Here is a 22,998-nt window from a genome sequence, read left to right on the forward strand (position 1 = left end):
CGCCACCGCCACCTTTACGCGCCGCTGGGCAACGCGACGCCCGTCGGCCGCTCGCGCAGCCACGCACCTGCGGGCTCGGCGCCCATCGGATAGCCGATCAGGTAACCCTGCAGCGCGTCGCATCCCAGCGCCTTGAGCAGGCGCGCCTGCTCGGCGGTCTCCACGCCTTCGGCCACCACGTCCATCTGCAGCTGGTGACCCACGGCGATCACCGTGCGGGCGATCGCCACGCTGTCCTCGTCGTCGGGAAGGTCGTGCACGAACGACTTGTCGATCTTCAGCCGGTCGACCTTGAACTGCCGCAGGTAGGACAGGCTGGAATAACCGGTGCCGAAATCGTCGAACGCCACCCGCACGCCGAGCGCGCAAAGCTTGTGGATACACTGCAGTGCGCGGTCGATGTTCTCCATCAGCGAGCTCTCGGTGACCTCCAGCTCCAGTTGCGCCGGCTGCAGCTGATGGCGTTGCAGCGTCTGCGCCACCCGCTCGGCGAAGTCCGGCCGCTGGACCTGCTGCGCCGCCACGTTCACCGCCATCACCAGGCCATCGGCGAGACCCTCGTCGATCCAACGGCGCATCTGCGCACAGGCGCGATCGAGCACCCATTGGCCCAGCTCCGACATCAGCCCCATGCCCTCGGCCACCGCAATAAACCGGTCGGGCATCACCAGGCCAAGCTCCGGGCTGCGCCAGCGCAGCAGCGCCTCGAAGCCCAGCATGCGTCCACTGCCGGCGCACACCTGCGGCTGGAAGTCGAGGTAGAACTCGTCCGCCAGCAGCGCCGCGCGCATGCGCGCGCCAAGCATGCGGCGGTCTTCCACGCGCAGCATGTCTTCCTGCGAGTACGCGCACACCTGGTCGCGGCCGAGGTGCTTGGCGCGCGTCATCGACGCTTCGGCGCGCAGCAGCAGGTCGGCCAGGTTGTCGACCCGCTGCGGGTAGGTGGCCACACCAATGCTCATCGTGACCCGTACTTCGCCGGTTGCGATGTCGATCGGCACCGCGGCGGCACCGCGCAACTGCTCGGCCAGCGCCATCGCGTCGTCCAGCGCCATCATCGGCAAAGCAATGACGAACTCGTCGCCGGTGAAACGGGCCGACCGGCCACGCTCGCCGACCAGCTCGCGCATGCGCCACGCCAGCGCCGCCACCACCTTGTCGCCCACCTCGTGGCCCATGGTTTCGTTGATCGCGTGGAAGCGGTCGACGTCGGCATAGATCAGCGTCATCGGCCGCCCGGCCTGATGCAAGGCATGCTCTTCGAGCATCGACTCGATCACCGGATAGCGCGCCAGGCCGGTCTCCGCATCATGCGTGGCGGCGTAGGCCAGCCGCGCTTCGGCGTCACGTTGCGCGGTGACGTCGGAGAGGATGCCGATGTAGTGCGTGACCGTGCCGCGCGCATCGCTGACCGGTGAAATGTACAGCTGGTTCCAGAACAGCGTGCCGTCCTTACGCACGTTGCGCAGCAGTGTGCTGCTCTCCTGGCGGGTGGCCAGCGCCCGCCGGATCAGCGCGCGCTCGGTTTCGTTGTCCTCGCCTCCCTGCAGGAATCGGCAGTTGCGGCCGATCACCTCCTCCGCGCTGTAGCCGGTCATGCGCTCGAATGCGCGGTTGACGAAGATGATCGGCTCGTCCGGCTGGCGTGCCGCAACAATGACGATGCCGTTGCCGGCGCACTGGATCGCGCGGTCGAGCAGATGCAGCTGGGCGTCGGCCAGCACGCGCGAGCTGACGTCCTGGATATGCGCCAGCACCGCGCGTGCACCGCGGTAATCCATGGCGTGGAAGATACCTTCCACGTAGCGATAGGCGTGCCCGTCCCGGCGGTACTCCCATGCGCTGAGCTTGCCGTCCACCAATTCACCGGAGGCGAGCTGCGCGGCAAAGCGCTCGCTCTCGTGCGGGGCCAGCAGCGCATCAAATCGCGCGCCAACCAGCTGCGGCACGATATCGGCGTACTCGGCCTGCGCGGCCTCGTTGGCGGTAAGGATCTCCAGGCTGTCCGCATCGAACAGCATCAACGGTACCGGCCCCTCGTCGAACAGCAGGCGATGGCAGGTCTCACTCTCGCGCAACACCTCGACGAAACGGGTGTGATCCACGGCGTAGCGGATGCTGCGCGCGAGACGCTCCGCGTCGATCAGGCCCTTCACCAGATAGTCGCTGGCGCCCGCTTCCATGGCGGCCATGTCCACCGACTGGTTGCCGCGCCCGGTCAGTACGATGAACGCGCGGGTCAGGCCCTCGCGGTTCACCGCCTCGATGAGGTCCAGCCCGCTGGCCGGACCGAGCAGGTAATCCACCAGATAGACATCGTGCGCGCCGCGGCGCAGCTCGTCGAGCCCCTGCTCCGGCGTGGCACACCACTCGAAGGTGTAGCCGCCCTCGCTGGCGTCGCACAGCATGTCGCGGATCAGGATGAAATCGTCCTCGTCGTCGTCGACCACAAGCACGCGCAGCGGCGGGTGGGTCATGACTGCCCCCGGTGGGCGTCCGAGGGGAGCCGGGCGATATCCATCCAGTAACGCTCCAGCGAACGCAGTACTGCGATCAGATCGTCGAAGCGGCGCGGCTTGGTGACGTAGGAATTGGCGCCGAGCTGGTAACTCACCCGGATGTCCAGCTCGGCCGTGGAGGTAGTGAGAATGATCACCGGCAGATGCCGCAGCCGCCCGTGCTCGCGAATCGCACGCAGCGCCTCGCGACCGTCCATGCGCGGCATGTTGAGATCGAGCAGCACCAGGTCGGGCAGGCCGAGGCTCGGGTCGGCATCGTGCCGCGCCAGGTAGGCGAGCAGCTCCACGCCATCGGGAACGAAATCCAGCATCACCACCACGCCGCTTTCGGCAAAGGCGTCCGCCAGCAGCACTCGGTCGTCGGCATCATCCTCGGCGACCAGTATCGACATCGATCCATGCAATTGCGTCATGTCCCTGCTCCTGGGAGATCGGTGTTCACCAAGGGTGCGTCTTCCGCCATGCGCGTGAGCGTCGCCGATGCCTGCGTCGGCAGCACCACGATGAAACAGGCGCCTTCGCCGCTGCGACTCTCGGCGTGGATCGTACCCCCGTGTCGTTCAACGATACGCCGGACGATGGCCAGTCCGATACCGGTACCGGCGTACACGTTGCGCGGATGCAACCGCTGGAACGGCGCAAAGATGCGCTCGGCGTAGGTCTGGTCGAAGCCGATGCCGTTGTCCTGGACCCGGATTTCCCAGCGATCGGGCGCGATCGACTGCTCGCCCAGCGGCCGCGCGCTGACGCTGATGTGACACGGACGATCCGCCGCGCGGAACTTCAGCGCGTTGGCCAGCAGGTTCTGCAGCAACTGGCGCATCTGCGAGGCATCGGCCTGCAGCGTCGGCAGGGGCCCGGTCGCGATGGTGGCGCCTGCTTCCTGCAGGCGGGCGTCCAGGTCGTCCAGCACGGTCGCCAGTTCGGCGGACAGGTCCACCGCGGCAGGCATGCTCACCCGGGTGCCGACGCGTGAATAGGCGAGCAGGTCATCGATCAGGGTCTGCATGCGCGATGCCGCGTCGCCCATGCGCTGGAGGTAGTCGCGCGCCGATTCGTCCAGCTTCGCGGCGACGCGCGACTGCAAGCGGTCGGAAAACGCCTGGATCTTGCGCAGCGGCTCCTGCAGGTCGTGCGAGGCGACATAGGCGAAATCCTGCAGCTCGCGGTTGCGGATACGCAGGTCGTCGATCGCTTTGGCCAGCGCCACATCGGCCAAGCGCTTGGCGGTGACGTCGCGGGCCACCGCGAAGATCAACCCCTCCGGCGACCGTCGCGAGGTCCACTCCAGCCATACGTCGGTGCCATCGGCGCGGCGCAGCCGGTTGACGAAACTGGCCAGCAGTTCGCCGCTCTCACGCTGCCAATCGATGGCATCCTCGGTGGCCAGGCGATCTTGCGGGTGCACCAGGTCGGTCAGCGGAATCGCGAGCAGCGTGGTTTCGTCGTAACCGAGCAGCCGGCAAAGCGCCGGGTTCACCTGCACAAAGTGCCCGTTCTCGCCGTCGTAGATGCAGAACACCTCCAGCGACAGCTCGAAAAACCGTTGGCGTTCGTGTAGCGATCGCCGCGCCTCCTTGAGATCGCCGATGTCGCGGAAGGCCAACACCGCACCGGCCAAGGCACCCTCGGTGCGCAGCGGCGTGGCGACGTAGGCGACATCGAGCGCGCGGCCTCCACTCAGTTCGAAGCGGGCATCGTCACTGCTGGCGTACCCGCTGCCGCCCAGGATGCCGCGCAGCACCTCGCGCCCCGCCCGCGGCAAGGCCTCGGCCCGCGGCAGACCGTAGGCCGGTAGTTCCAGCAGACGCGCTCCCGTGCGATTGAGGAAGGAAGGAACACCATCGGCATCCACCGCCAGCAGCCCCTCGCCCACGCTGTCGGCGATCGCCGAAAGAAGGCCCAACTGGCTGGCCATCGCCTGCTGGGCGCGGCGCAGCTCGCGATGATCCTGCACCACCGCGAACATGCCGCGGGACTGCCCGTGCACGATAATCGGTAGCGTGATCAGCGCGCCCGGAAAATGACCGCCGCAGCCGTCGCGCACGGTTACGTCCAGCCGTTCCGCATCGCCGCCGCCGGCGGCCGCCAGCGCCGCCCCAGCGCGCGCGCGATCGGCGTCGAAGAAGCGCAGAAGCGGCCGCTGCTGCAGCTCGCTCTCCGTCTCGCCAAGCAGCGTCGAGGCCGAAGCGTTGGCCTGCAGCACCCGCCCCTCGCCGTCGAGTGCAAACACCGCGTCTGGATGGTGATCGAACAGCGAACGGAAGCGCTGCTCGCTCGTGCTGAGCTGTTGGAAGGCTTGGTCGTGCTCAATGGCGATAGCGGCCAGCGCGGTCAGGCTGTCGATGCTGGCCAGCTCGGCCGACGACGGATCGTGCGACTCGCCGTGGTAGACCGCGAAAGTACCCAGCACCACGCCATCGCGGGCGATGATTGGCGTGGACCAGCAAGCGAGCAGGCCGTGCGGAAGCGCCAGCGACGCATGGTGTTGCCACAGTGGATCGGTGGCGATGTCGGTCACGATCACCCGCTCGCGCCGCCAAGCCGCCGTGCCGCACGAGCCAACCTCCGGGCCGATGACCACGCCATCGATCGCCTTGGCGTATTGGCGCGGCAAATGCGGGGCCGCACCATGGTAGAGCCGCCCACCCCGCAGCAGCAGCACCGAACACAAAGCATCAGGCTGCTGTGCCTCGTAGGCAAGCACGACAGCATCGAGCACGTCGACCAGCGGCTGGCCGCTGGCGATCGCCGTGAGAATGCGTCGCTGCGCCACATCCATCTGCTCCACACGGTGCATCTGGGTATGGTCGCGTCCCACGACGTACAGGCACTGCGCCTGCTCGGACCAGATGCCCGACCACTGCATGTAGAGCACGCGGCCATCGCGGGCGACATTGCGATTGCGGAAGTTGGCGTTGGGCTGGCCGCTGGCGATGCGCACCACTTCGGCAAAGCTGGCCGCGCGATCGTCGGGGTGAATAAGCCGGGCCATGGATTCGCCGATCAGGCTATCGGGCGTGTAGCCCCACAACCGCTCAGCCGCGGCACTGACTCGCAGGAAACGCCCTTCCCGATCCAGCACGATGATCACGTCAGGCGCGCTGTCCATCACCAGTTGCGTCGCTTCCATTGCCCGCGCCAATGCCTCGCTGGCGCGCTGCTGCTCGGTGATGTCCTGCACTGCGCCGGCCACGATCGGATCGTCGTCCGTACCGATCGTTTCCCCGACAGCCCGGATCACCCGCTGCTGCCCATCGGACCGGGTTATGCGGTATTGGCGTTCGACGCGCTCCGCGCCACCGCCAAAGCGGGCTTGATCCTCCATCAGCGCCGGCCAGTCGTCCGGATGAACGAGGCGGCGAAGCGCCTGCAGCCCCTCCTCTTCCGGGCTGCGATCGACGCCGAAGATCGCGCAGGTCTCCGGTGACCAGTGCAAGCGGCCACTGCGCAGATGCAATTCCCAGCTACCCATGCGCCCCAACTGCAGCGCGTGGCGCGACTCGGCGTCGCGCTTGAGCAGTTCACGCTCCTGCCGCTTGCGCGCGGAGACATCGTGCAGGTAGACGGTGAGGCCGTGAGTGTGCGGATAGGCGCGCAGTTCATACCAGCGCTGGCTCGGTCCGTGGGCCGCCTCGATGTTGAGCGGCGTGCCATCGCGCAGCGCCCGCTTCCAAAGCGTACGCAGGTGACCCTCCCAACCACCGTCGTCAAGCACCTCGGACAGGACGTTCCAGCACGGCACGTCCAGCAGCGTCGACGCCTGCGCCCCGAGCATGCGTGCCGCCTGCGGGTTGACGTAGGTGAAGCGCCATTCACGATCGACCATGAACACACCGTCGCTGATGCTCTCCAGTACGGCGATCATGTCGCGCTCGGCATCGGCCAAGGCCGCCTGCACCACCTCGCGTGCCTCGATCTGGTCGCGCAGCTCTGCGCTGACCGCTTCGGCCAGACGCGCGCGCTGCCGCGCCAGGGCCGACAGGCGAAGCGCTGCTGCCAGCACACCGCCGAGGGCGAAGCCGAGCAACAGGATCAGCGATGCGTGCACGGCGGGCGGCGGCCCGTTCGGACCTCCCAGCACGAGCTGCCATGTCTGGCCATACATCGCCAGCGGCGGTGCGGGCGTCGGCGCCCCGGAGATGTTGGCGCCGCGTGCGTAGATCGTGCGGCCATCCTCGTCCACGCGCAGGGTGCCGACAGCACTCTGCGCGGCCAGCAGTGCCGGAAAGAGCCGCCCGTACTCCACCACGCCCACCAGGTAACCCACGCGGCCGGAGCCGTCGTCGACCGGCGACACGATCAGCGCTCCGCTGCCGCCCAGCAGCAGCTGCATCGGACCACTCAGGCGCACGTTGTCGGCGGCGTCGACCGCATCGAAGATCCTGCGGCGCGCCGGCACGTCATCCACGCGGGTGCCGGGCGGCAGGCTCATCCCGTCACGCGAATCGATCAGCCGCAGCACACGCTCGCGGTCGACGTAGCCCATGGCGCGCAATCCGGCGAGGTCGTTGAGGTACTGCCGCGCATCCACGGCAAACAGGTGCTGCCGCGTGACTTCATCGACGCTGCCGAGCCGGCGCGCCATGCGACGGATCGCCGTGACCTGGGCATCCATGCCGCCGCGCAGTGCGGTGAGCACGCTGGCCTGGCGAGCCCTCTGTTGATGTCGCTCGATCGCCGACTGCTGCCGCAGCAGCGCCGCCCACAGCAACACAGCCAGCAACACCACGCTCAACCCCAGGGAGGCCGGCAGGAGATAGGTGCGGTAAGCACTCTCCCACGGCGACCGCGGACACGCGGCCATCAGGCCGAGGCCAAGGACCACGAGGCCTATCGCTGTAGGCCATGCCACCTGGTTACGGCCGCCCAGTGCATCCACCGTCGGCGTACCGAGCACCAAGCCGGCCACCGACAGCAGGCCCAGCATGAGCACCAGCAGGCCCAGCGCCCAGACCAGCGTCCACGCGCCAGCCCTCCGGCGAGCAAATGTCGCGGCAGCCAGCGCAGCCGTGGACAGAAGGATGCCCACCGACGCGTTGTGCGACAACCCGTTCAGCGATACCGGCCACGGCGATCCGCGCAGCGCGCCCAGGGCAAGCCCGATCAAGTCCGGAACACCGGCGTACTCGGCCAGCAGGGGCATCCCAGCCAACACTAAGCACGGCAGAGCCAGTATCAGCGCGACTGGGGACCGTCCCTTCTCCAGCAGCCACAAGGAATGTCCCAGCAGTACGAATGCCACCGCTGCGCTGAGAGCAATGGGCACTGAGCCGATACCGCCGAGAGTGAGTACGGGAAGATCGAGAGCGAAGCCGAGCAGCCCCATCCAGCCCAGGCCCGCCAGCAGTGACGAGAAGATCAGCCTGCCCTCGCCCATGGGTGCCCAGAGGAGGGGTACCGCCAATGCGACCACCCCTACAGCGAGCAGTGTGTCGGCACTGCCCGCCACACCGGGCCCAGCACCCAGCGATGCGAGGGCCGACAATCCCGCCCCGGCAGCCAGACCACGAGCCACGACACCGGCACCGGCACCGGGTCCGAGCGGCAACGTGCCGCCAACAATCGACGACCAAAGCACCGCCAGCAACCACCGCGCCGCCCCGGACGGATCCAGAGGATGGCCGAGAAGCACCATGCCTACGAGCAGCACCGCGGCCCCCCCAGCCCACGGACCATACGAACGGCGGTTGGACGCGATGGGAGGGAACATGACCAGCAGTGCCAGGCCTGGCAACAGCAGGCCGACCGCGGTCGCCGCTCCGGGGGTAGCCTTAATCGCCAGCCGACCGGCGTCTACAAGCCCGGCCAGCAGAGCCATGAATGCGAACGCGCGCCGAGGCGTCAGCCTCACCGTCCAGCGCTGCCTCCAAGGCTGCTGCACCATGCCACTCCCCCTGGAACGCGAGCATGCGAATCCACTGGAAAATTAATAGCACGTAATGTGCCATGAGGCACTTTCGGGCGCCGACCCGCCGAACACACCAGGAACACCGGCTGGCCGAGCGGCTGGCACGACGAGGCACATTGACCGGACCACCATGAAGGCGTCGCCCCGGCCAATGTGCGGTGGTCTCCCGGTGACCTGTCGGCCCCGGCTTGCGGCCCTACCCCGCGGCCGCAAGACGACGCAGATTGAGCGCCGCATTGATCACCTGCGTCGCTCACGGCTGGGGCGCGCAGGCGCCCTTCCCCTAAAAGTCAGCGGACCTCCCCCGAACTGATCACCAGCAGTCGGAATTTGCAGGGGTCCGTGTGCCCGTCTGATCCAGCTTGAGGGTGCCACAGGTGGTATCCCGCGCGAGCTGGATGCCCTTGGGCACCGCCTGCACCGAAAAGGCCGTCGCCGAAACGCTTTCCAGCGAGTAGTCGTAGAACGCTGCAGTCTGCGATTTGCAATCAAGCGTTGGGAGCGATATCGCGGTGCTGGTGGCCGGGTCTTCGTCGTATCGGAGATTCGTCGTGTAGTAACGCTCCATGTAGTTCGCGTACTCCGACAGGCACCCCTCCGCGGCAACCCGGTGTGTCTTCACCACGTGCCGGGTGTACGAGGGATAGGCGATGGCCGCCAGCACGGCGATGATCAGGACCACGATCATCAGCTCGATCAGTGAGAAGCCGCGCATCGGTGCCGGGTCGGCATGCCGGTACGAATGCCCCAGCGCACTACGCCAGCCGAACCGACGCGCGGAGAGAAGCGAAAGTACTGAGGTCATCGTCGTTGCATCCTTACTGATTGATCAACTCTCGCCAGGACACCCGCTGTAGTCCGCCGGTGGAGCTCGATGTCTTGATGCTGCTGGTCGTGCCGTTGTCGAAACTGGTCAGCATCGTGCTGCCGACGAAGATGGGATTGTTCGGCAACGCGCTAAAGCCGATACCTGCCGCGGGAGTGCCGTTCACTGCATCGGATCCGTTGACCGAGCCATCCCCGTTGATATCGAAGAAGTTGCCGGAGGGGTTGGTACCGGTGAACGGATCGACCGCCAGGATCCAGCCGCGGCCCGACGGGTTGCAGGCATCGGCCGCCTGCGGGATACGCGTGGTGCCGAGCAGCAGGTTGCCCTGGAACTGGTTGGGCGTGACCATCCGCTCGCCCTGATTGACGTCGGCTCCGTTCGCGCCCGTCGGTGACAGCAGGTCGATGTACCAGCCGGACTTATTGGTCATGGAACTCGCCGACCCCGACGTGGTGATGGTTCGCGCATTGGACGTCTCGCCCGTGATCTCGCGCATGGCCAGGTTGTCGGTACGGTTCATCGTTGCGGTCACGGCCGGACTGGTGCTGTTGGTCGACTGGACGATCAGGCCATACCAGGACTGGGTGCTGGTGTCGGTGAGATCGGAAGCGGCCAGGTACTTGCCGGTACCGAAAAACACCCAGGTGTTGCCGGTCTGTGCGTCCTTGCCCGCCAGCATGCCGCCGGTAATCGGCTGCGTATTGCCGCTGGCATCCTTGGCCGTATACAACTTGGTACCGGCGCTGCTCGGGGTGGGTGTACCGTCGCTGGCGGACAGTGCAAATGACCACACGTTGCCGTCGGCGTCGCCCGCGTAGGCAATGGTGCTCACGCCGTTGCCGGTCGGGCTGATCCATACCGCAGGAGCGGCAAGACCGCTGGTATCGGTGGTGTCGTGCACGGTGAGCGTGCCGTCGGTGATGGCGAACTGCAGCATCGCCGCCTTGCCGGCCGCACTGTTGTAACCGTTGCCCATCAGCACCGACCAGGTACCGTTGGCCGTCTGGGCAATGACCGGCTTGCCGGTCATCTGGCCGATATAGTTGCTGTTGGTCAACCCGTCCGCTGCCGACCGCTCCCATAGGAACTGGATATTGGTCGGATCCGTCACGTCGAGCGCATACACCGCCCTGGCCAGGCCGCGTCCAGTGGTACCCACCAGCACCGTCTTCCACGCGCTGTTGACGTAGACATCGCCGACCGTGAGTTCACCATCGTTGAAGTACTGGTGATCGACGTTGTTGCCGTACTCGGGATTGGAGAGTGCCGTGATGTTGGTATTGCCCGATCCCGCCGTGATGACCGCACCCGGCAAGTAGGCGAAATTCTCCACTCCGGTGCTGGCATTGAATGCATGCAGCATGCCGTCATTGGCCGCCACGTAGATCAACCCTGCACGGTCCTTGTTGCTGCTCGCGTAGGTTGCGAACACCGACGAACCGGTGAACGACTGCGTATAGAACTGATCCGGATTCGGAGCGCCTACATAGACGGGCTGGGAATCGATGATGTCGCCCAGCGCCGTGTCACGGGAACGGAAGCTGCCGCTGTTCGCCTGCTCGAGCGAACTGTCCCCTCGCAGGTAGTTGATCATGTCGACCTGCGCCGCGCCGCTGCTGCCAAGCTTTGCCAGCTGCGCCGTCGACAGCGCTGCCGGCGTCGAGCCGGAGTTCTTGAAGTCGACGAACCGGCTGCCGGCCGCAGCGGTCGGGTTGTAGGTCTTGATGTTGCGATTGGCAGCCGTCGGCAGCAGCGTCGCCGCCGATGCGGTCCAGGGCGACGTACCGGTAAAGGCGCCAGTAGCGGAATCGATCGACAGTGCCTTCAGGTCACCCTTCCATTTGGCGGTGTAGTAGTTGGCCTGGTAGGCGACGGTGCCGGTCTGCAACTGGGTGGAATTGGCTGCGAGGCTGGCGCCGGTACCGACGCGCTCGGAGGCGCGCTTGAGTGCCTCCTTGAGGCCATCGGAGAACGCCTGCGGGCTGGTAGCCGAGTAGAACCCGCCATGACCGTTGACCGCGGCATGGGCGAGGTCGGCGATGTTGTTGAGGCTATCGCCCGTCGGCTGTGGCCAGGTGAAGTTGCTGATGGCCTTGGAGGCATCGCCGTGCGCCCAGGCGAATACCTGGTCCATCGGAATATTCGTGGACTTGTCTGCGTACTTGGGCTGGAAACCCAGGCCCAAGGTGAACGTCGCCATGTGCTGCCAGAAGGCCGGGTCTTCCGTGCTGGTCGGTACTTCATTGGCGATGTCGCTGCTGCCGTTGCTGGACGACATCAGGTCGTTTTTCCAATACTTCATGGCCACATCGGCAAGTGTGTCGCTGTAGGCGGCACCGGTAGTTGTGGTGTAGGAGCACGTACCCTGGTCGGCACTGAGCACACCGCCGGTATTGCAGGAAGGTGTCTTGGTATTGCCGTTCGAGCGCTTGCAGATGTACTTGCTCGATCCACTGTCGAACACCCGGGTGTATGAGCCGCTGCACGTTGAAGCCGACGTGGTGGTTGTGGTCGAGCTGATGCCGTCGGTAAACGGGGCGGTCGCCGAGTAGGTATAACTCTGGCTGTTAGGGCCAGTCACGGTCGGTCCATTGGTATCGTCCTGATCGCCAACGTTGGACGGCGTACTGCCGTTCCAGAAACCATCGGTAGTCAGGATGGTGTACGACTGGCGACAAGCCAGAAGCCCGCTGTAATTCGGGTCTGGATCCGAAGACATCGTGGTCCACGGCTGGTTGGTCTCGTAATACTGGCCAACGGCATCCAGCGAGCGGCGCAAGGGCGTGCTGTTGTTGGCGGTTTCGTTGTTCATCCAGCTCCAGAACTGCGCTTTCTGGGTGCCGGACGAGCCGTCGCCGAACGGACTTACCTGGGCAATGGAATTGTTGTTCGATCCGTACTGCGCAGTCGCCGACGGCAGACCGCCATTGTTGTTGCCATTGATCGAACCAAAGCCGATGCGGTAGTCCGGATTGATGTTCAGGAACGCGCTCATCACGCCGCTCTTGGCCATGAGCAGGCGCTTGCGATAGTACGAGAACCAATTGGCAACGTTCTGCCGGGTGGTGGCGTCGTCCTGGCAGACGGCCTTATCCGTCGAGGTCAGGGAGGCGCAATCGCCGCTGGCACCGACATAATGCTTGGTATTGCCGGACCCCACCGTGTAGGTGAAGTAATACTTATACGTATAGGTGGTCGTCGTGCAAATGTTGTTACTGTTGGGATTGCCGTCGCCGTAATTGCAAGAATAATAAGGAGCGTAATAAGTGTAGCCACTCCATGTACTGTGCCGGCACTGGCCCTTGTTGGAGCCAGATGTCATCAGCGTATCGCCTGAATTACAGGCGAGTGTCGCATTGTATGTACTGGTGTTGGCGAAGGTGAACTGGGTGTAATACGGAAAGGTGCCCGTGTACCTGGTCACGTCAGTCGTGCTGGTATCGCGAAAACCATCCTTGTACGCGCCCGTGATGCTCGGCGAGTTCGGATACAGCGTGCCGTTAGCCTTCGGGGGCGGCGTATAGGTAACGTTGGGGTTGTAGTAGACGCCGTTGACGCTCGAGTTACGTACCCCGTCATTACTGGTATCGCTCAGATAACCCCAGTCCGGCATGTAATCGGAGTCCATCGAACCGGAGTCATCGAACATCAGCACAATGTTCGGCGGCAGCGATGGCTGCACGATCAGCGGCGAACTGTCGACCGGCACCGTGGTGCCGGCAGCGTGCGCGGGCGTGCTGGCGATACCTAGGCCACAGACGAGTAGGCTGGTGTAAAGCAACCTTCCAAGGAAATCGCCGGTCTTGCGGTGCAGACGGGACATGATGGTCATGACGGCTGTGCTCTCGAAAATGTATGGAAAGGCGCTTGCGCCTTGTCAGGAGCAGACTGCACTCACCCCTGCTTGATCATTGCCTGCAGGACGACTACCGCACGATTGCCCACGACATTAGGGTCAGCGCTGCGCGCCGTTACCCGGTAGTACACCGCCGTGGTGGAAAGGCCCTGCGCGCCGTAATTGTGTGAGTTTGCGCTCTGGTTGTAGCCGGTATCGGACACGGGGTCGTACCAGTTGCCCAGGTTCTCCACTACGTACTGCGGCTGGCCGGCAGCCAGCTGGCTGCCCTGAAACTGGTCGCTCGCGCTTCCCGAGGCCACCGTAATGATCTTGCCGGTCGGAAGGGTGGCGTCATCGAAGGGATTGGCCGGACACACGACCCCGCCTGCCTGACAGTTCCGGGCGATATCACTCGGGTTGGAGGCGATCCGCGCCGTTGCGACACGTATAGCGGCCTCGGCGCTCTGGAACGCCATCTCCCGGTCGTAAAGGTTAGCCGCCATCTTCTGCTGCATGATGGTGCCGCGCACCGCGGCCAGTCCTACCAGGCTGATGACCACCAGAAGCAGCAGCGCCACCACCAGGGCTACACCGCGCTGCTGCCGGCACGAAGAAAACGACATCGCACGGGACTGCATGGACATCCGGCTCGTCTGTGGCCGCTGATCCGAAAAGGCCTTGTGGCTCATGTCACTTCACCCGGTTGCGCACTGTGGTGGTGGAACTGAAGGTTCGCGTGATCGGCTTGAGATCGGTGCCGGCACGCTGATCGGCGCTCGCAAGGGTCAGGGTGGTCCTGACCGCATCGACCTGGGCCCAGTTGGTCACCGATGCGGCGTCCACGAACGAGTTGTTGCCGCTCTGGTGATACAGCAGGCTCATGCCGGTCACGCCGCGCACCATCTCGTCAGCCCGTGTGCTCATGGCACCGGCGTTGTTGACCAGGCCCACCCGATACAGCGACTTGCCACCATTGGCATCACCGTTGTAACCGACGTACCAGTCCGACGCGGTGAGCTTGGCGATCTGCGAGTTGGGCGCAAAGATGTAGCTGCTCGTGCTGCTGCATACGGTGGGATAGCTGAGATCCTTGCTGCAGTTGCCCGGTGCGGAGCCACTTGCGGCGTGGGTGTAGGTGGTACCCGCGGCGCTGGTGAGCTGCACGATGGCGGCGTGGTCCGGATCGCAGACAATCACTACATCGCCTGCCGCCAGATCCGTGGTCGTCTCGTTGATCGTGAACGTGCCTGCCGGCTCGCTGTTCACATTCACCGTCGCCCCCAGGCCCTGCAGGCCAATCAACATCAGCGAATCCGTGCCCGATACGCGCAGCGTGGCGCTGGTACCGAAGGCGCTGTCGGTTGCCGGGTCTCCCTGCGTGGAGCCATAGCCGATCACCGCATTGTTGGGGTTGGCCCACCACGCGGTACCGCCGGCGGACGGGCCATTCTTGAGCACATTGGCGATGCGCCCGCTGTTGTCGCAACCGGTCAGGCCGGCCACGCGGATATCGCGCGCCATCATTTCGAAGGCTACGCGCGTGCTGTCCTGCACATCACCCAGCGCCTTGTTGGTGGCGTAGGAGCGTTGACCGGCGAGGAACACGCTGATGACACCACCGATCACCACCAGTCCCAGCACCAGCGCGATCATCAGCTCGATCAGGGTAAAGCCCCGCGCGCTCCCTTGGGATGCCGATCTGCCCGGCTTGCGGCCGCGATAAAACAAGGAGGCGCGGCTCATAGGATTGCCCTGGTAACGACGGTCTGGTCGGCCGTACCGCCAGTGCCCGCCTTGCTGTCATCGAAGGTGATGGTGACGGTGCAGTCGCCCGTGTTGGAGCAGTTGATGATTCCCGTCGTGGTATCTACCGCCCCCAGCTTCTCGCCAAGCTGACTGCACCACTGGTTGATCTGCCAGTTGGCCAGCGACCCGGTCCCCGCCGCAGGGCAGGCATCTGCCGTCACCGTGGTGTTGTAGCTTCCGGCGGTGGCTCCGCTGAGGTCCGCCCGCATGGAGTCCAGGATCGAGTAGCTGGCGATGGTCGCCATGCTGCGCGCCATGGCGCTGTTGTTGGTCGACAGCGAATTGGCCAGCAGCGCGGCGATACCCAGAAAGCCCACCGACAGCACCAAGACCGCAATGAGCACTTCGATCAGGCCCACGCCCGCCTGACCATGGCGGTTGTTCGTACACGGAAGAAACTTGGTCACGTGATCACGGCGCGGGAGGCCGACGGCTGCGCCACCGGCCTGACAGGGATGTGTTGGATCAAGAACAGGGCCATGAGGAGGTAGGCGCGCAGGGCTCATGGACAATCTCCCGGCGAAGTGGAGGTTGTGAGGATCGATCCTCCGGTCATCGTGATCGTGCGATGGTTATTCGTGCTGAGCGAAGTGGTGCAGATGTCGGCAACGGTGCCATTGAAGGGCGCGGAGCTTCCGACCGCATGACCGACACCGTCCCCGCCGTATCGAATCGCCTGGACGTCACCGCTGAGATGGATGGTGCCGTTGATCGTAGTCGTCCCCGAGCGGACCTTTATCGCGGTCGATCCGGTGGACAGGGCGACGGCACCTGCTTCGGTGCCACATGCCGTACCAAGGGTGCTGCTTGCATTGATGGACGCGGAGTTACTGCAGAACTGGGCGTCGGCATTGGCCTTGATCGCTTCCATGCGCGCGGAGCCGAGCGAGGCGACCAAATCATTGACGGCGGTATTGAGCCGATTGTTCGCCGTGACGTTGCGAAAACTGGGCACGGCGATCACCAGCAGGATGGCGGCGACCGCCACCGTGACCATCAGCTCGACGATCGTGAAGCCCTCTTCTTGCCGTCGGACGCAACTCCGGTACGCGGTCGTCGCCTCCGCCGAGGCCGGCGGGTACGGATATATGTGCATGACGCCCCCTGATGTTCCCATGCGCAAAAATACGCGTCATGGCAGCAACCGGGCGACCACGGCCGACGAGCGGTGTGAATTTACCGACAAGCGGCCAGGTGCTGGAGCGTGGCGTGCTTGCTGTCACATTATTCAGGGGCCCGGCACACCCCTTCCATCAGCAGGTCGACTTCGACCCGGTTGCGACCGAAGTCTTTGGCCCGATAAAGCGCGCGATCGGCGCGCCGTACCAGAGACTCGAGCAAATCATCTTCCGGCCTCCGGCTTCCCACACCCAGACTGATCGACACTTTCAGATCGGCAGCGAGGTCATCCAGCCGGGTGGCCTGTACGCATTTGCGCAACCGCTCAGCGACCTGTCTGGCTTCATCGCAATCGGCGCCTGGCAAGAGCACGATGAATTCCTCGCCACCCATGCGCCCGATGCAATCCGCTTTCCTCAGTATCCCTTGGCATGCGCCAACGATTCGCGTGAGGACCTTGTCGCCGATTTGATGACCGAAGGCATCATTGACCTGCTTGAAATGGTCCACGTCCAGGACCACTAGCGCCATCGGTTCGTTCTTGGCAATGGCCTCGGCAAACATCGATCGCCCCAGATCTTCGATGCGCCGACGATTGGCGATGCCGGTCAACGGATCGGTCATCGCCATGCGGTGCAGGCGGCGGGAGCGGCGAAGTTGCCGTTGCGCCTGCCACAGCAGGAGCACGATCAAAATCCCACCCAGCGCGAGTGCGGCCCGCTGCCAGCGGCGTACCCGCTCCAAGGCGGCCAGTTGCTCTTCGCGCAACTGGCGGTCGGCCTCCAGTCTGCGATTTTCCTGCTCCTTGCGCGCTGTATCGAACTGATAGCTCATCAAGGTCGTGGTGAACGACTGCGCCTTGCGGTCCAAGGACTCGTGGACTTTCACCATGCGCTGGAGATCTGCCAGCGCCAGCGCGGTCTTGCCCAGCGCCTCGTAGCTGTGCGAGCGCTGCTCAAGCAACTCGGAGAGGTAGCGGAGATTGCCGCTTTTGCGGAGGAATGCTTCCGAACGATTAAAGTCGCTGATCGCCTGCGCGTGATCGCCCAGGCCGGCATGCGCCTCACCTTCCTGTAGCGCCAGCATGTCGCGGTCGGAGCGGTCGCGTGTCGTGACGAACTCGGCACGCGCCGCGGCCAGTTCGTCCAGCGCGCCACGGTACTCACCCAGTTGGTTGAACACCTGCGCCAGCCCCATGTGCGCCGAGCCTTGCGATACATGACTTCCTGTGGCCCGGGCGATCTGCAGCGCGGCCAGGAAGTGCTCGCGTGCGGCAACCAGGTGATCGGGCCCGGTCTCCGAATCCAAAAAACCGAGTTGCATGTGCGCCGCCGCCTGTTGCGGCAGGTCCTTGCGCTCCTTGCCGATCTTCATCAGCCGATCGAGGTAGTCGCGCGCCTCGCTGCGCTCACCCAGACGCCGATACGCCACGGCGACATTGAACAGGTTCTGCTCGCTTTCTATCGGCTCGCCGGCGCTATCGTAGAACTTCTGCGCCTCGAGGAAATCCACCAACGCCAAAGCGTGTTCGCCGAGCAGCGACTGCACCGCGCCGCGCCAAGTCAGGCCGTCCGCAACGAGGCGGGTATTTTCTGCGTGGCGAGCGAGGTCGATGCCGGCGTTGTAGTCGGGCAGTGCATCGCGAGCGGTGGTCAGCGACTCCTGGTTGGCGCCGCGACAAAAATGAAAATTGACCTCCGCCGCCGTGTAGCCAACCCGCTGCGCATCGGCGATGCCACGATCCGCGTATGCCACCCCCGCGGCCGGATCGCCATCCATGCCCAGGATGCAGAACATATAGCGGTAGCGCAGCTCGCGACGGCTGTCGCCAGACGGGATCTGCCCCTTGAGACGATCGAGCAACCTGAGGGCGTCATCATGTGTAGTAATGACCAACTCTCCGCGCTCGAGCTGGTCTGCCAGACGATCAAAACCGCCGGCCGGGCCGTCGCCATCGCCCGCGACCGCCCGATGACACAGCATGAGCAGCGCCAGGAAGCAACCGGCGAGCATGCGTGGCGAAGGTGAATATCGAAGCAAGGTGGATGCTCGTCGAATGCCACTCCATGGCGCCGGGACACCGGGCGGTGCATGTACGGTGTCGGCAGCCGGCCCTTGGACTTGAGTACAGCGGCCGCCCGGCCGTTCGGACGGCCCTTGCAGAAGTTTCGCTCGCTCCGTAAAATTTGCGGCTCTTTGCCGGAATAGCTCAGTTGGTAGAGCGGCGCATTCGTAATGCGTAGGTCGTAGGTTCGATTCCTATTTCCGGCACCACTTCAGCAAAAAGGCCCGCATCGCTGCGGGCCTTTTTGTTTGTCCGGGGCGGCGTTGGCGATCAGACGCCGGGTTGGTTGTCGGCCATGCGCAGTTCCTTCGGCAGGGCGAACGTGATGTTTTCCGGCTCGCCGTCCAGTTCGCTCACCTGTCCGGCGCCCCACGACTGCAGGCGGCTGATCACGTCGCGCACCAGCTTGTCGGGGGCTGAGGCACCGGCGGTGACGCCGATGCGCTGCACGTCGTCCAGCCAGTTGCGGTCGATATGCTCGGCGCCATCGATCAGGTAGGAGCGCACGCCCTGCTTCTCGGCCAGCTCACGCAGCCGGTTCGAGTTGGAGCTGTTCACCGAGCCGACCACCAGCACCAGGTCCACCGCTTCGGCCAGCCGCCGCACCGCGTCCTGCCGGTTCTGGGTGGCGTAGCAGATGTCGTCCTTGCGCGGCCCCTCGATGTCGCGGAACCGTTCGCGAAGCGCGACGATGATCGCCTTGGTGTCGTCCACCGACAGCGTGGTCTGGGTAACGTAGGACAACTCGTGCGGAAACTTCGGGGCCAGCGTGGCCACCTGCTCCACCGATTCCACCAGCAGGATCTCGCCGACATTGGCCGGGTTCCACTGCCCCATCGTTCCTTCGACTTCGGGGTGCCCGGCATGCCCGATGAGGATCACGCTGCGGCCGATCCGGCCCAGCCGGGCGACCTCCATGTGCACCTTGGTCACCAGTGGGCAAGTGGCGTCGAACACCTTGAGCGCTCGCTGATCGGCCTCTTCGCGCACCGCCTGCGAGACGCCGTGGGCGCTGAAGATCACGGTGGCGCCGTCGGGCACCTCATGCAGCTCCTCCACGAACACGGCGCCGTCGGCACGCAGCTTGTCGACCACGTAGCGGTTGTGCACGACCTCGTGTCGCACGTAGATCGGTGCGCCGTACGACTCCAGCGCGCGCTCGACAATGGCGATGGCGCGGTCGACGCCGGCACAGAAGCCGCGGGGATTGGCGAGGAGGATGTCCATGGGCGGGCCCGGTGGCGGGTGAGACACTGCAGAAGCGCACCCTGTGCGCGATGCTCCCTGGTGGAACCTGCCAAGAGCGTCGCGCACAGAGTGCGCTCCTACGACGGAAGGCGGATTATCGCATGCCCTCACGCTTGCCGGCCCGCAGGCCGAACACGATCAGCAGCACCGCGCCGACACTGATGCCGCAGTCGGCCAGGTTGAACACCGGGTAGCTCCACTGGCGCCAGTAGACCTGGATGAAATCGGTGACCGCGGCGGCGTGCAGACGATCGATCAGGTTGCCGATGGCGCCACCGATAATCAGCGCCAGAGGCGCAGCCGTACGCCAATCGCGCCGCGCGGTACGTGCCAGCCACACTACCAGCACTGCACTGATCACCAGCGCCAACGCCACGAAGAACCAGCGTTGCCAGCCCGCGCCCTCGGCGAGAAAACTGAAGGCCGCGCCAGTATTGAACGCCAGCGTCCAGTTGAGCAGGCCAGGAATCACCGGATGCGGCATGCCGGCCGGCTGCAGCGCCACCAGCGCCCACCATTTGCTCAGCTGATCGAGCGCAATGACCGCAGCGGAAACGAGCAGCCAGGGAAACGCGTTGGGTTTGGTGGTCATGGGTGGCGTAGCTTCCGATTCGATGATGCTGATTCCTGGAACGTAGGAGCGCACCCTGTGCGCGATTGCATTCGGCCGCAATCAACGCCAGTAGCGGTCGAGTACAGGTTGCGCTCCTACAAAGGTTCGGTGCGGACGGCTCAGAACCAGCGCCGATCCTCACCGGGGCCGTCGACATTGCTTACGCAGCGATCGCACAGCTCGGGATGGTTGGAGTGGCTGCCCACGTCCTCACGGCGATGCCAACAACGCACGCACTTGGACGCGTCACTGACGCGGGCCGATACCCATGCCTCGGCGCCGTCCAGCTCAACCTTTGCTGCATCGTCCGGGCGCGGCGCCAGCGGTACCAACGTAAGCTCCGAGGTAATGAAGAAGAACCGCAGCTCGCCTTCGGCCGTGCGATAGCGCTCGAGCAGCGCGGCATCGGCGTGGACGGTCAGCTTCGCCTCCAGCGCTGCGCCGATCTGCTCGGCTTTGCGCATGCCCTCGAGCACGCGCGAGGCGCCATCACGGATGGCCAGCAGATCGGCCCAGTAGCGACGCTGTTCGGGCGACGCCTGGGTTGCCGCAAGCCCCTCGTACCAGGTCTCGAACAGCACCGTCTCGCCACGCTCGCCGGGCAGCGCCTGCCAGATCTCCTCGGCGGTGAAGCTCAGCACCGGCGCCAGCCAGCGCACCATCGCCTCGGCGATGCGGTACATCGCGCTCTGCGCGCTGCGCCGGCCACGGCTATCGGTCGGCATGGTGTAGAGGCGATCCTTGGTGATGTCCAGGTACAGCGCGCCCAGCTCGTTGGTGCAGAAGTTCTGCACCCGCGCCACCACTTCGGGAAAGTCATAGCGCTCATACGCGGCAACCACCGCCTGCTGCACGTCGTAGGCCTGCTGCGCGGCCCACTGATCGAGCAGCAGCGAATCCTCCACGGCCACCAGGTGCTTTGCCGGATCGAAGCCGTCGAGATTGCCAAGCAGGAAGCGCGCGGTGTTGCGGATGCGGCGGTAGCTGTCTGAAACGCGCTTCAAGATCTCGTCGGAGACGGTCATCTCGTTGCGGTAGTCGGCAGAGGCCACCCACAGCCGAAGCACATCGGCGCCCAGCGTGTCCATCACCTTCTGCGGCGCCACCACGTTGCCAAGCGACTTGGACATCTTCCGGCCCGATGCATCCACGGTGAATCCGTGGGTGAGCACATCGTCATAGGGCGCGCGGCCGTGGATCGCCGAGGAGGTAAGCAAGGAAGACTGGAACCAGCCGCGGTGCTGGTCGGAGCCTTCCAGGTACATCACCTTGTAGTCGTGCGCGTCGCCCTGCTGCAACTCGGGGCGCTGGCCAATCACACCGAAGTGGGTGACGCCCGAGTCGAACCACACGTCCAGCACATCGGTGACCTTCTCGTAATCGCCGGCCTGGTCGCCCAGCAGCTCAGCCGCGTCGAGCTCGTACCATGCATCGATGCCGCCCTGCTCCATGCGCTTGGCCACCTGCTCCATCAAGGCCACGGAATCGGGATGCGGTTCCTGGGTCGCCTTGTGCACGAACAGCGCGATCGGCACACCCCAGGTGCGCTGGCGGCTGATGCACCAGTCCGGACGCCCCGCCACCATCCCAGCGATACGCTCTTCACCCCACGACGGCACCCAACGCACCTGCTTGATCGAGGCCAGCGCCGTCTCGCGCAGGCCGGCCTGCTCCATGCCGATGAACCACTGCGGCGTGGCGCGATAGATCACCGGCGTCTTGTGGCGCCAGCAGTGCGGGTAGGCATGCTCAATGGTCACATGAGCCAGCAGCACGCCGCGCGCGCGCAGGCCCTCGACGATCAGCGGATTGGCCTTCCACAAATGCACTCCGGCCAGCGCGGTGCCGTCCAGAGGCGGCGTGTCGGCGCGATAGATACCGCGGCCGTCGACCAGGTTGATCGTGCCGATACCGTACTGGCGCGACACGGTGAAATCCTCCACGCCGTGATCGGGCGCGGTATGCACGGCGCCGGTACCGTCCTCGGCCGAGACGTGCTCGCCCAGGATCACCGGCACCTCGCGCGGATAGAACGGGTGCTTCAGCTGCACGCCTTCCAGCGCCTGGCCGTTGACCGCGCCCAGCACCACCGCCTGCTCGACGCCGTAGCGCTGCAGCGCGCGCTCGGCAAGCGCGCTGGCGATCACCAGCAGCACGCGCTTGCCGTTGCGAGCCGGACCCTCGACCAGCGCGTACTCCAGCTCTGCGCCCAGCGACACGGCCAGGCTGGAGGGCAGCGTCCACGGCGTGGTGGTCCAGATCGGCACGGCGACGATGGCGTCGCCCGCCTCCACGCCGAACAGCCGGGCCAGTGCCTGCGGATCGAGCGCGTCATAGGCCACGTCCACCGCCGGCGACTGCTTGTCGGCGTACTCGATCTCCGCCTCGGCCAGCGCCGAGCCGCAGTCGAAGCACCAGTAGACCGGTTTGGCGCCGCGCACCACGTGGCCATTGGCTACGATGCGCGCCAGCGCGCGCACCATGTTCGCCTCGTAGGTGAAATCCATCGTGCGATAGGGCTTCTGCCAGTCACCCAGCACGCCCAGGCGCTTGAAGTCGGTGCGCTGCGCGTCAACCTGGCTTGCGGCGTACTCGCGGCACTTCTGGCGGAAGGCGCGGGCGTCGAGCTTGTCGCCCGGCTTGCCGTACTTCTTCTCCACCGCGATCTCGATCGGCAGGCCGTGGCAATCCCAGCCTGGCACGTACGGCGCACGATGGCCGGCCAGCAGCTTGGACTTGACCGTCATGTCCTTGAGGATCTTGTTCACCGCGTGGCCGATGTGGATCGAGCCGTTGGCGTAGGGCGGGCCGTCGTGCAGCACAAACACCTTGTCGCGCCCGGCGGTGTGCGCCTGGATCTGCGCGTAGCGATCCACCTGCTCCCACTGCGCCAGCCAGCCCGGCTCGCGCTTGGGCAGGTCGCCGCGCATCGGGAAATCCGTCTGCGGCAGGTTGATGGTGCTCTTGTAATCCTGGGTCATAGCCTGGTTGCCGTCGGGTGGGTTCGCCGGGCGGCCCCGAACGAACGTGATGCATGGCTGACCGCGTGC

13 protein-coding genes and 1 tRNA gene are annotated in these 22,998 nt (G+C 65.2%); 1 reads left to right on the forward strand and 13 read right to left on the reverse strand.

The annotated features are described in order from the left end of the window. Positions 1 to 14: 14 nt before the first annotated feature. The 10 genes from ACTHJF_RS00165 to ACTHJF_RS00210 all read right to left on the reverse strand — a co-directional run bounded on the left by ACTHJF_RS00165 (position 15) and on the right by ACTHJF_RS00210 (position 18,035). Positions 15 to 2,477: an EAL domain-containing protein gene (locus ACTHJF_RS00165; protein ID WP_440265270.1), complete on the reverse strand. Its 2,463-nt coding sequence runs from the start codon at positions 2,475 to 2,477 to the stop codon at positions 15 to 17. Continuing rightward, complete coding sequence (locus ACTHJF_RS00170; protein ID WP_440265271.1) at positions 2,474 to 2,932, reverse strand: response regulator; 459 nt, start codon at positions 2,930 to 2,932, stop codon at positions 2,474 to 2,476. Before ACTHJF_RS00170 ends, ACTHJF_RS00165 begins: the two co-directional genes overlap by 4 nt. Next, positions 2,929 to 7,899 carry a PAS domain S-box protein gene (locus tag ACTHJF_RS00175; protein WP_440265272.1) on the reverse strand — a complete coding sequence of 1,657 codons (4,971 nt, stop codon included), beginning with the start codon at positions 7,897 to 7,899 and terminating at the stop codon, positions 2,929 to 2,931. The genes ACTHJF_RS00170 and ACTHJF_RS00175 overlap by 4 nt, the downstream gene beginning before the upstream one ends. An 844-nt stretch (positions 7,900 to 8,743) precedes the next feature. Continuing rightward, the gene (locus ACTHJF_RS00180; RefSeq protein ID WP_440265273.1) at positions 8,744 to 9,235 is read right to left on the reverse strand and encodes a type IV pilin protein; all 492 of its coding nucleotides are present in this window, start codon (positions 9,233 to 9,235) and stop codon (positions 8,744 to 8,746) included. A gap of 13 nt (positions 9,236 to 9,248) precedes the next feature. Next, entirely contained in the window at positions 9,249 to 13,091 is a 3,843-nt protein-coding gene (locus ACTHJF_RS00185) for a pilus assembly protein (protein WP_440265274.1), read from the reverse strand. A gap of 62 nt (positions 13,092 to 13,153) precedes the next feature. Beyond that, positions 13,154 to 13,786: a pilus assembly PilX family protein gene (locus ACTHJF_RS00190; RefSeq protein WP_440265275.1), complete on the reverse strand. Its 633-nt coding sequence runs from the start codon at positions 13,784 to 13,786 to the stop codon at positions 13,154 to 13,156. A 1-nt stretch (position 13,787) separates the two neighbouring features. Continuing rightward, the gene (locus ACTHJF_RS00195) at positions 13,788 to 14,840 is read right to left on the reverse strand and encodes a prepilin-type N-terminal cleavage/methylation domain-containing protein (protein WP_440265276.1); all 1,053 of its coding nucleotides are present in this window, start codon (positions 14,838 to 14,840) and stop codon (positions 13,788 to 13,790) included. Next, positions 14,837 to 15,310, reverse strand: a complete 474-nt coding sequence (gene pilV / locus ACTHJF_RS00200; RefSeq protein ID WP_440265277.1) for a type IV pilus modification protein PilV — start codon at positions 15,308 to 15,310, stop codon at positions 14,837 to 14,839. The genes ACTHJF_RS00195 and pilV overlap by 4 nt, the downstream gene beginning before the upstream one ends. A 95-nt stretch (positions 15,311 to 15,405) precedes the next feature. Further along, entirely contained in the window at positions 15,406 to 15,999 is a 594-nt protein-coding gene (locus ACTHJF_RS00205) for a pilus assembly FimT family protein (RefSeq protein ID WP_440265278.1), read from the reverse strand. Positions 16,000 to 16,127: 128 nt separating this feature from the next. Next, the gene (locus ACTHJF_RS00210; RefSeq protein ID WP_440265279.1) at positions 16,128 to 18,035 is read right to left on the reverse strand and encodes a diguanylate cyclase; all 1,908 of its coding nucleotides are present in this window, start codon (positions 18,033 to 18,035) and stop codon (positions 16,128 to 16,130) included. 185 nt (positions 18,036 to 18,220) lie between these two features. Here ACTHJF_RS00210 and ACTHJF_RS00215 point away from each other — a divergent pair. After that, positions 18,221 to 18,296, forward strand: a tRNA-Thr gene (locus ACTHJF_RS00215). A 61-nt stretch (positions 18,297 to 18,357) separates the two neighbouring features. Here ACTHJF_RS00215 and ispH read toward each other — a convergent pair. From ispH to ileS, 3 genes are all read right to left on the reverse strand, one after another. After that, positions 18,358 to 19,314, reverse strand: coding sequence for a 4-hydroxy-3-methylbut-2-enyl diphosphate reductase (gene ispH, locus ACTHJF_RS00220; RefSeq protein WP_440265280.1), 957 nt, complete (start codon positions 19,312 to 19,314; stop codon positions 18,358 to 18,360). Between the two features lie 115 nt (positions 19,315 to 19,429). After that, a complete protein-coding gene (lspA, locus tag ACTHJF_RS00225) occupies positions 19,430 to 19,927 on the reverse strand; it encodes a signal peptidase II (RefSeq protein WP_440265281.1) in 498 nt (165 codons plus the stop codon). A gap of 140 nt (positions 19,928 to 20,067) precedes the next feature. Further along, positions 20,068 to 22,929: an isoleucine--tRNA ligase gene (gene ileS / locus ACTHJF_RS00230; protein ID WP_440265282.1), complete on the reverse strand. Its 2,862-nt coding sequence runs from the start codon at positions 22,927 to 22,929 to the stop codon at positions 20,068 to 20,070. Between the last annotated feature and the right edge of the window lie 69 nt (positions 22,930 to 22,998).

This window comes from Dyella sp. (assembly GCF_051962475.1).
Classification (GTDB): domain Bacteria; phylum Pseudomonadota; class Gammaproteobacteria; order Xanthomonadales; family Rhodanobacteraceae; genus Dyella_A.

Bases quoted from the DNA above. Each gene is read 5' to 3' on its own strand.
- ACTHJF_RS00165 (WP_440265270.1), bottom strand. From the start codon at position 2,477: ATGACCCACCCGCCGCTGCGCGTGCTTGTGGTCGACGACGACGAGGAC.
- ACTHJF_RS00170 (WP_440265271.1), bottom strand. From the start codon at position 2,932: ATGACGCAATTGCATGGATCGATGTCGATACTGGTCGCCGAGGATGAT.
- ACTHJF_RS00175 (WP_440265272.1), bottom strand. From the start codon at position 7,899: ATGGGCGAGGGCAGGCTGATCTTCTCGTCACTGCTGGCGGGCCTGGGC.
- ACTHJF_RS00180 (WP_440265273.1), bottom strand. From the start codon at position 9,235: ATGACCTCAGTACTTTCGCTTCTCTCCGCGCGTCGGTTCGGCTGGCGT.
- ACTHJF_RS00185 (WP_440265274.1), bottom strand. From the start codon at position 13,091: ATGACCATCATGTCCCGTCTGCACCGCAAGACCGGCGATTTCCTTGGA.
- ACTHJF_RS00190 (WP_440265275.1), bottom strand. From the start codon at position 13,786: ATGAGCCACAAGGCCTTTTCGGATCAGCGGCCACAGACGAGCCGGATG.
- ACTHJF_RS00195 (WP_440265276.1), bottom strand. From the start codon at position 14,840: ATGAGCCGCGCCTCCTTGTTTTATCGCGGCCGCAAGCCGGGCAGATCG.
- ACTHJF_RS00205 (WP_440265278.1), bottom strand. From the start codon at position 15,999: ATGCACATATATCCGTACCCGCCGGCCTCGGCGGAGGCGACGACCGCG.
- ACTHJF_RS00210 (WP_440265279.1), bottom strand. From the start codon at position 18,035: ATGCTCGCCGGTTGCTTCCTGGCGCTGCTCATGCTGTGTCATCGGGCG.
- ispH (WP_440265280.1), bottom strand. From the start codon at position 19,314: ATGGACATCCTCCTCGCCAATCCCCGCGGCTTCTGTGCCGGCGTCGAC.
- lspA (WP_440265281.1), bottom strand. From the start codon at position 19,927: ATGACCACCAAACCCAACGCGTTTCCCTGGCTGCTCGTTTCCGCTGCG.
- ileS (WP_440265282.1), bottom strand. From the start codon at position 22,929: ATGACCCAGGATTACAAGAGCACCATCAACCTGCCGCAGACGGATTTC.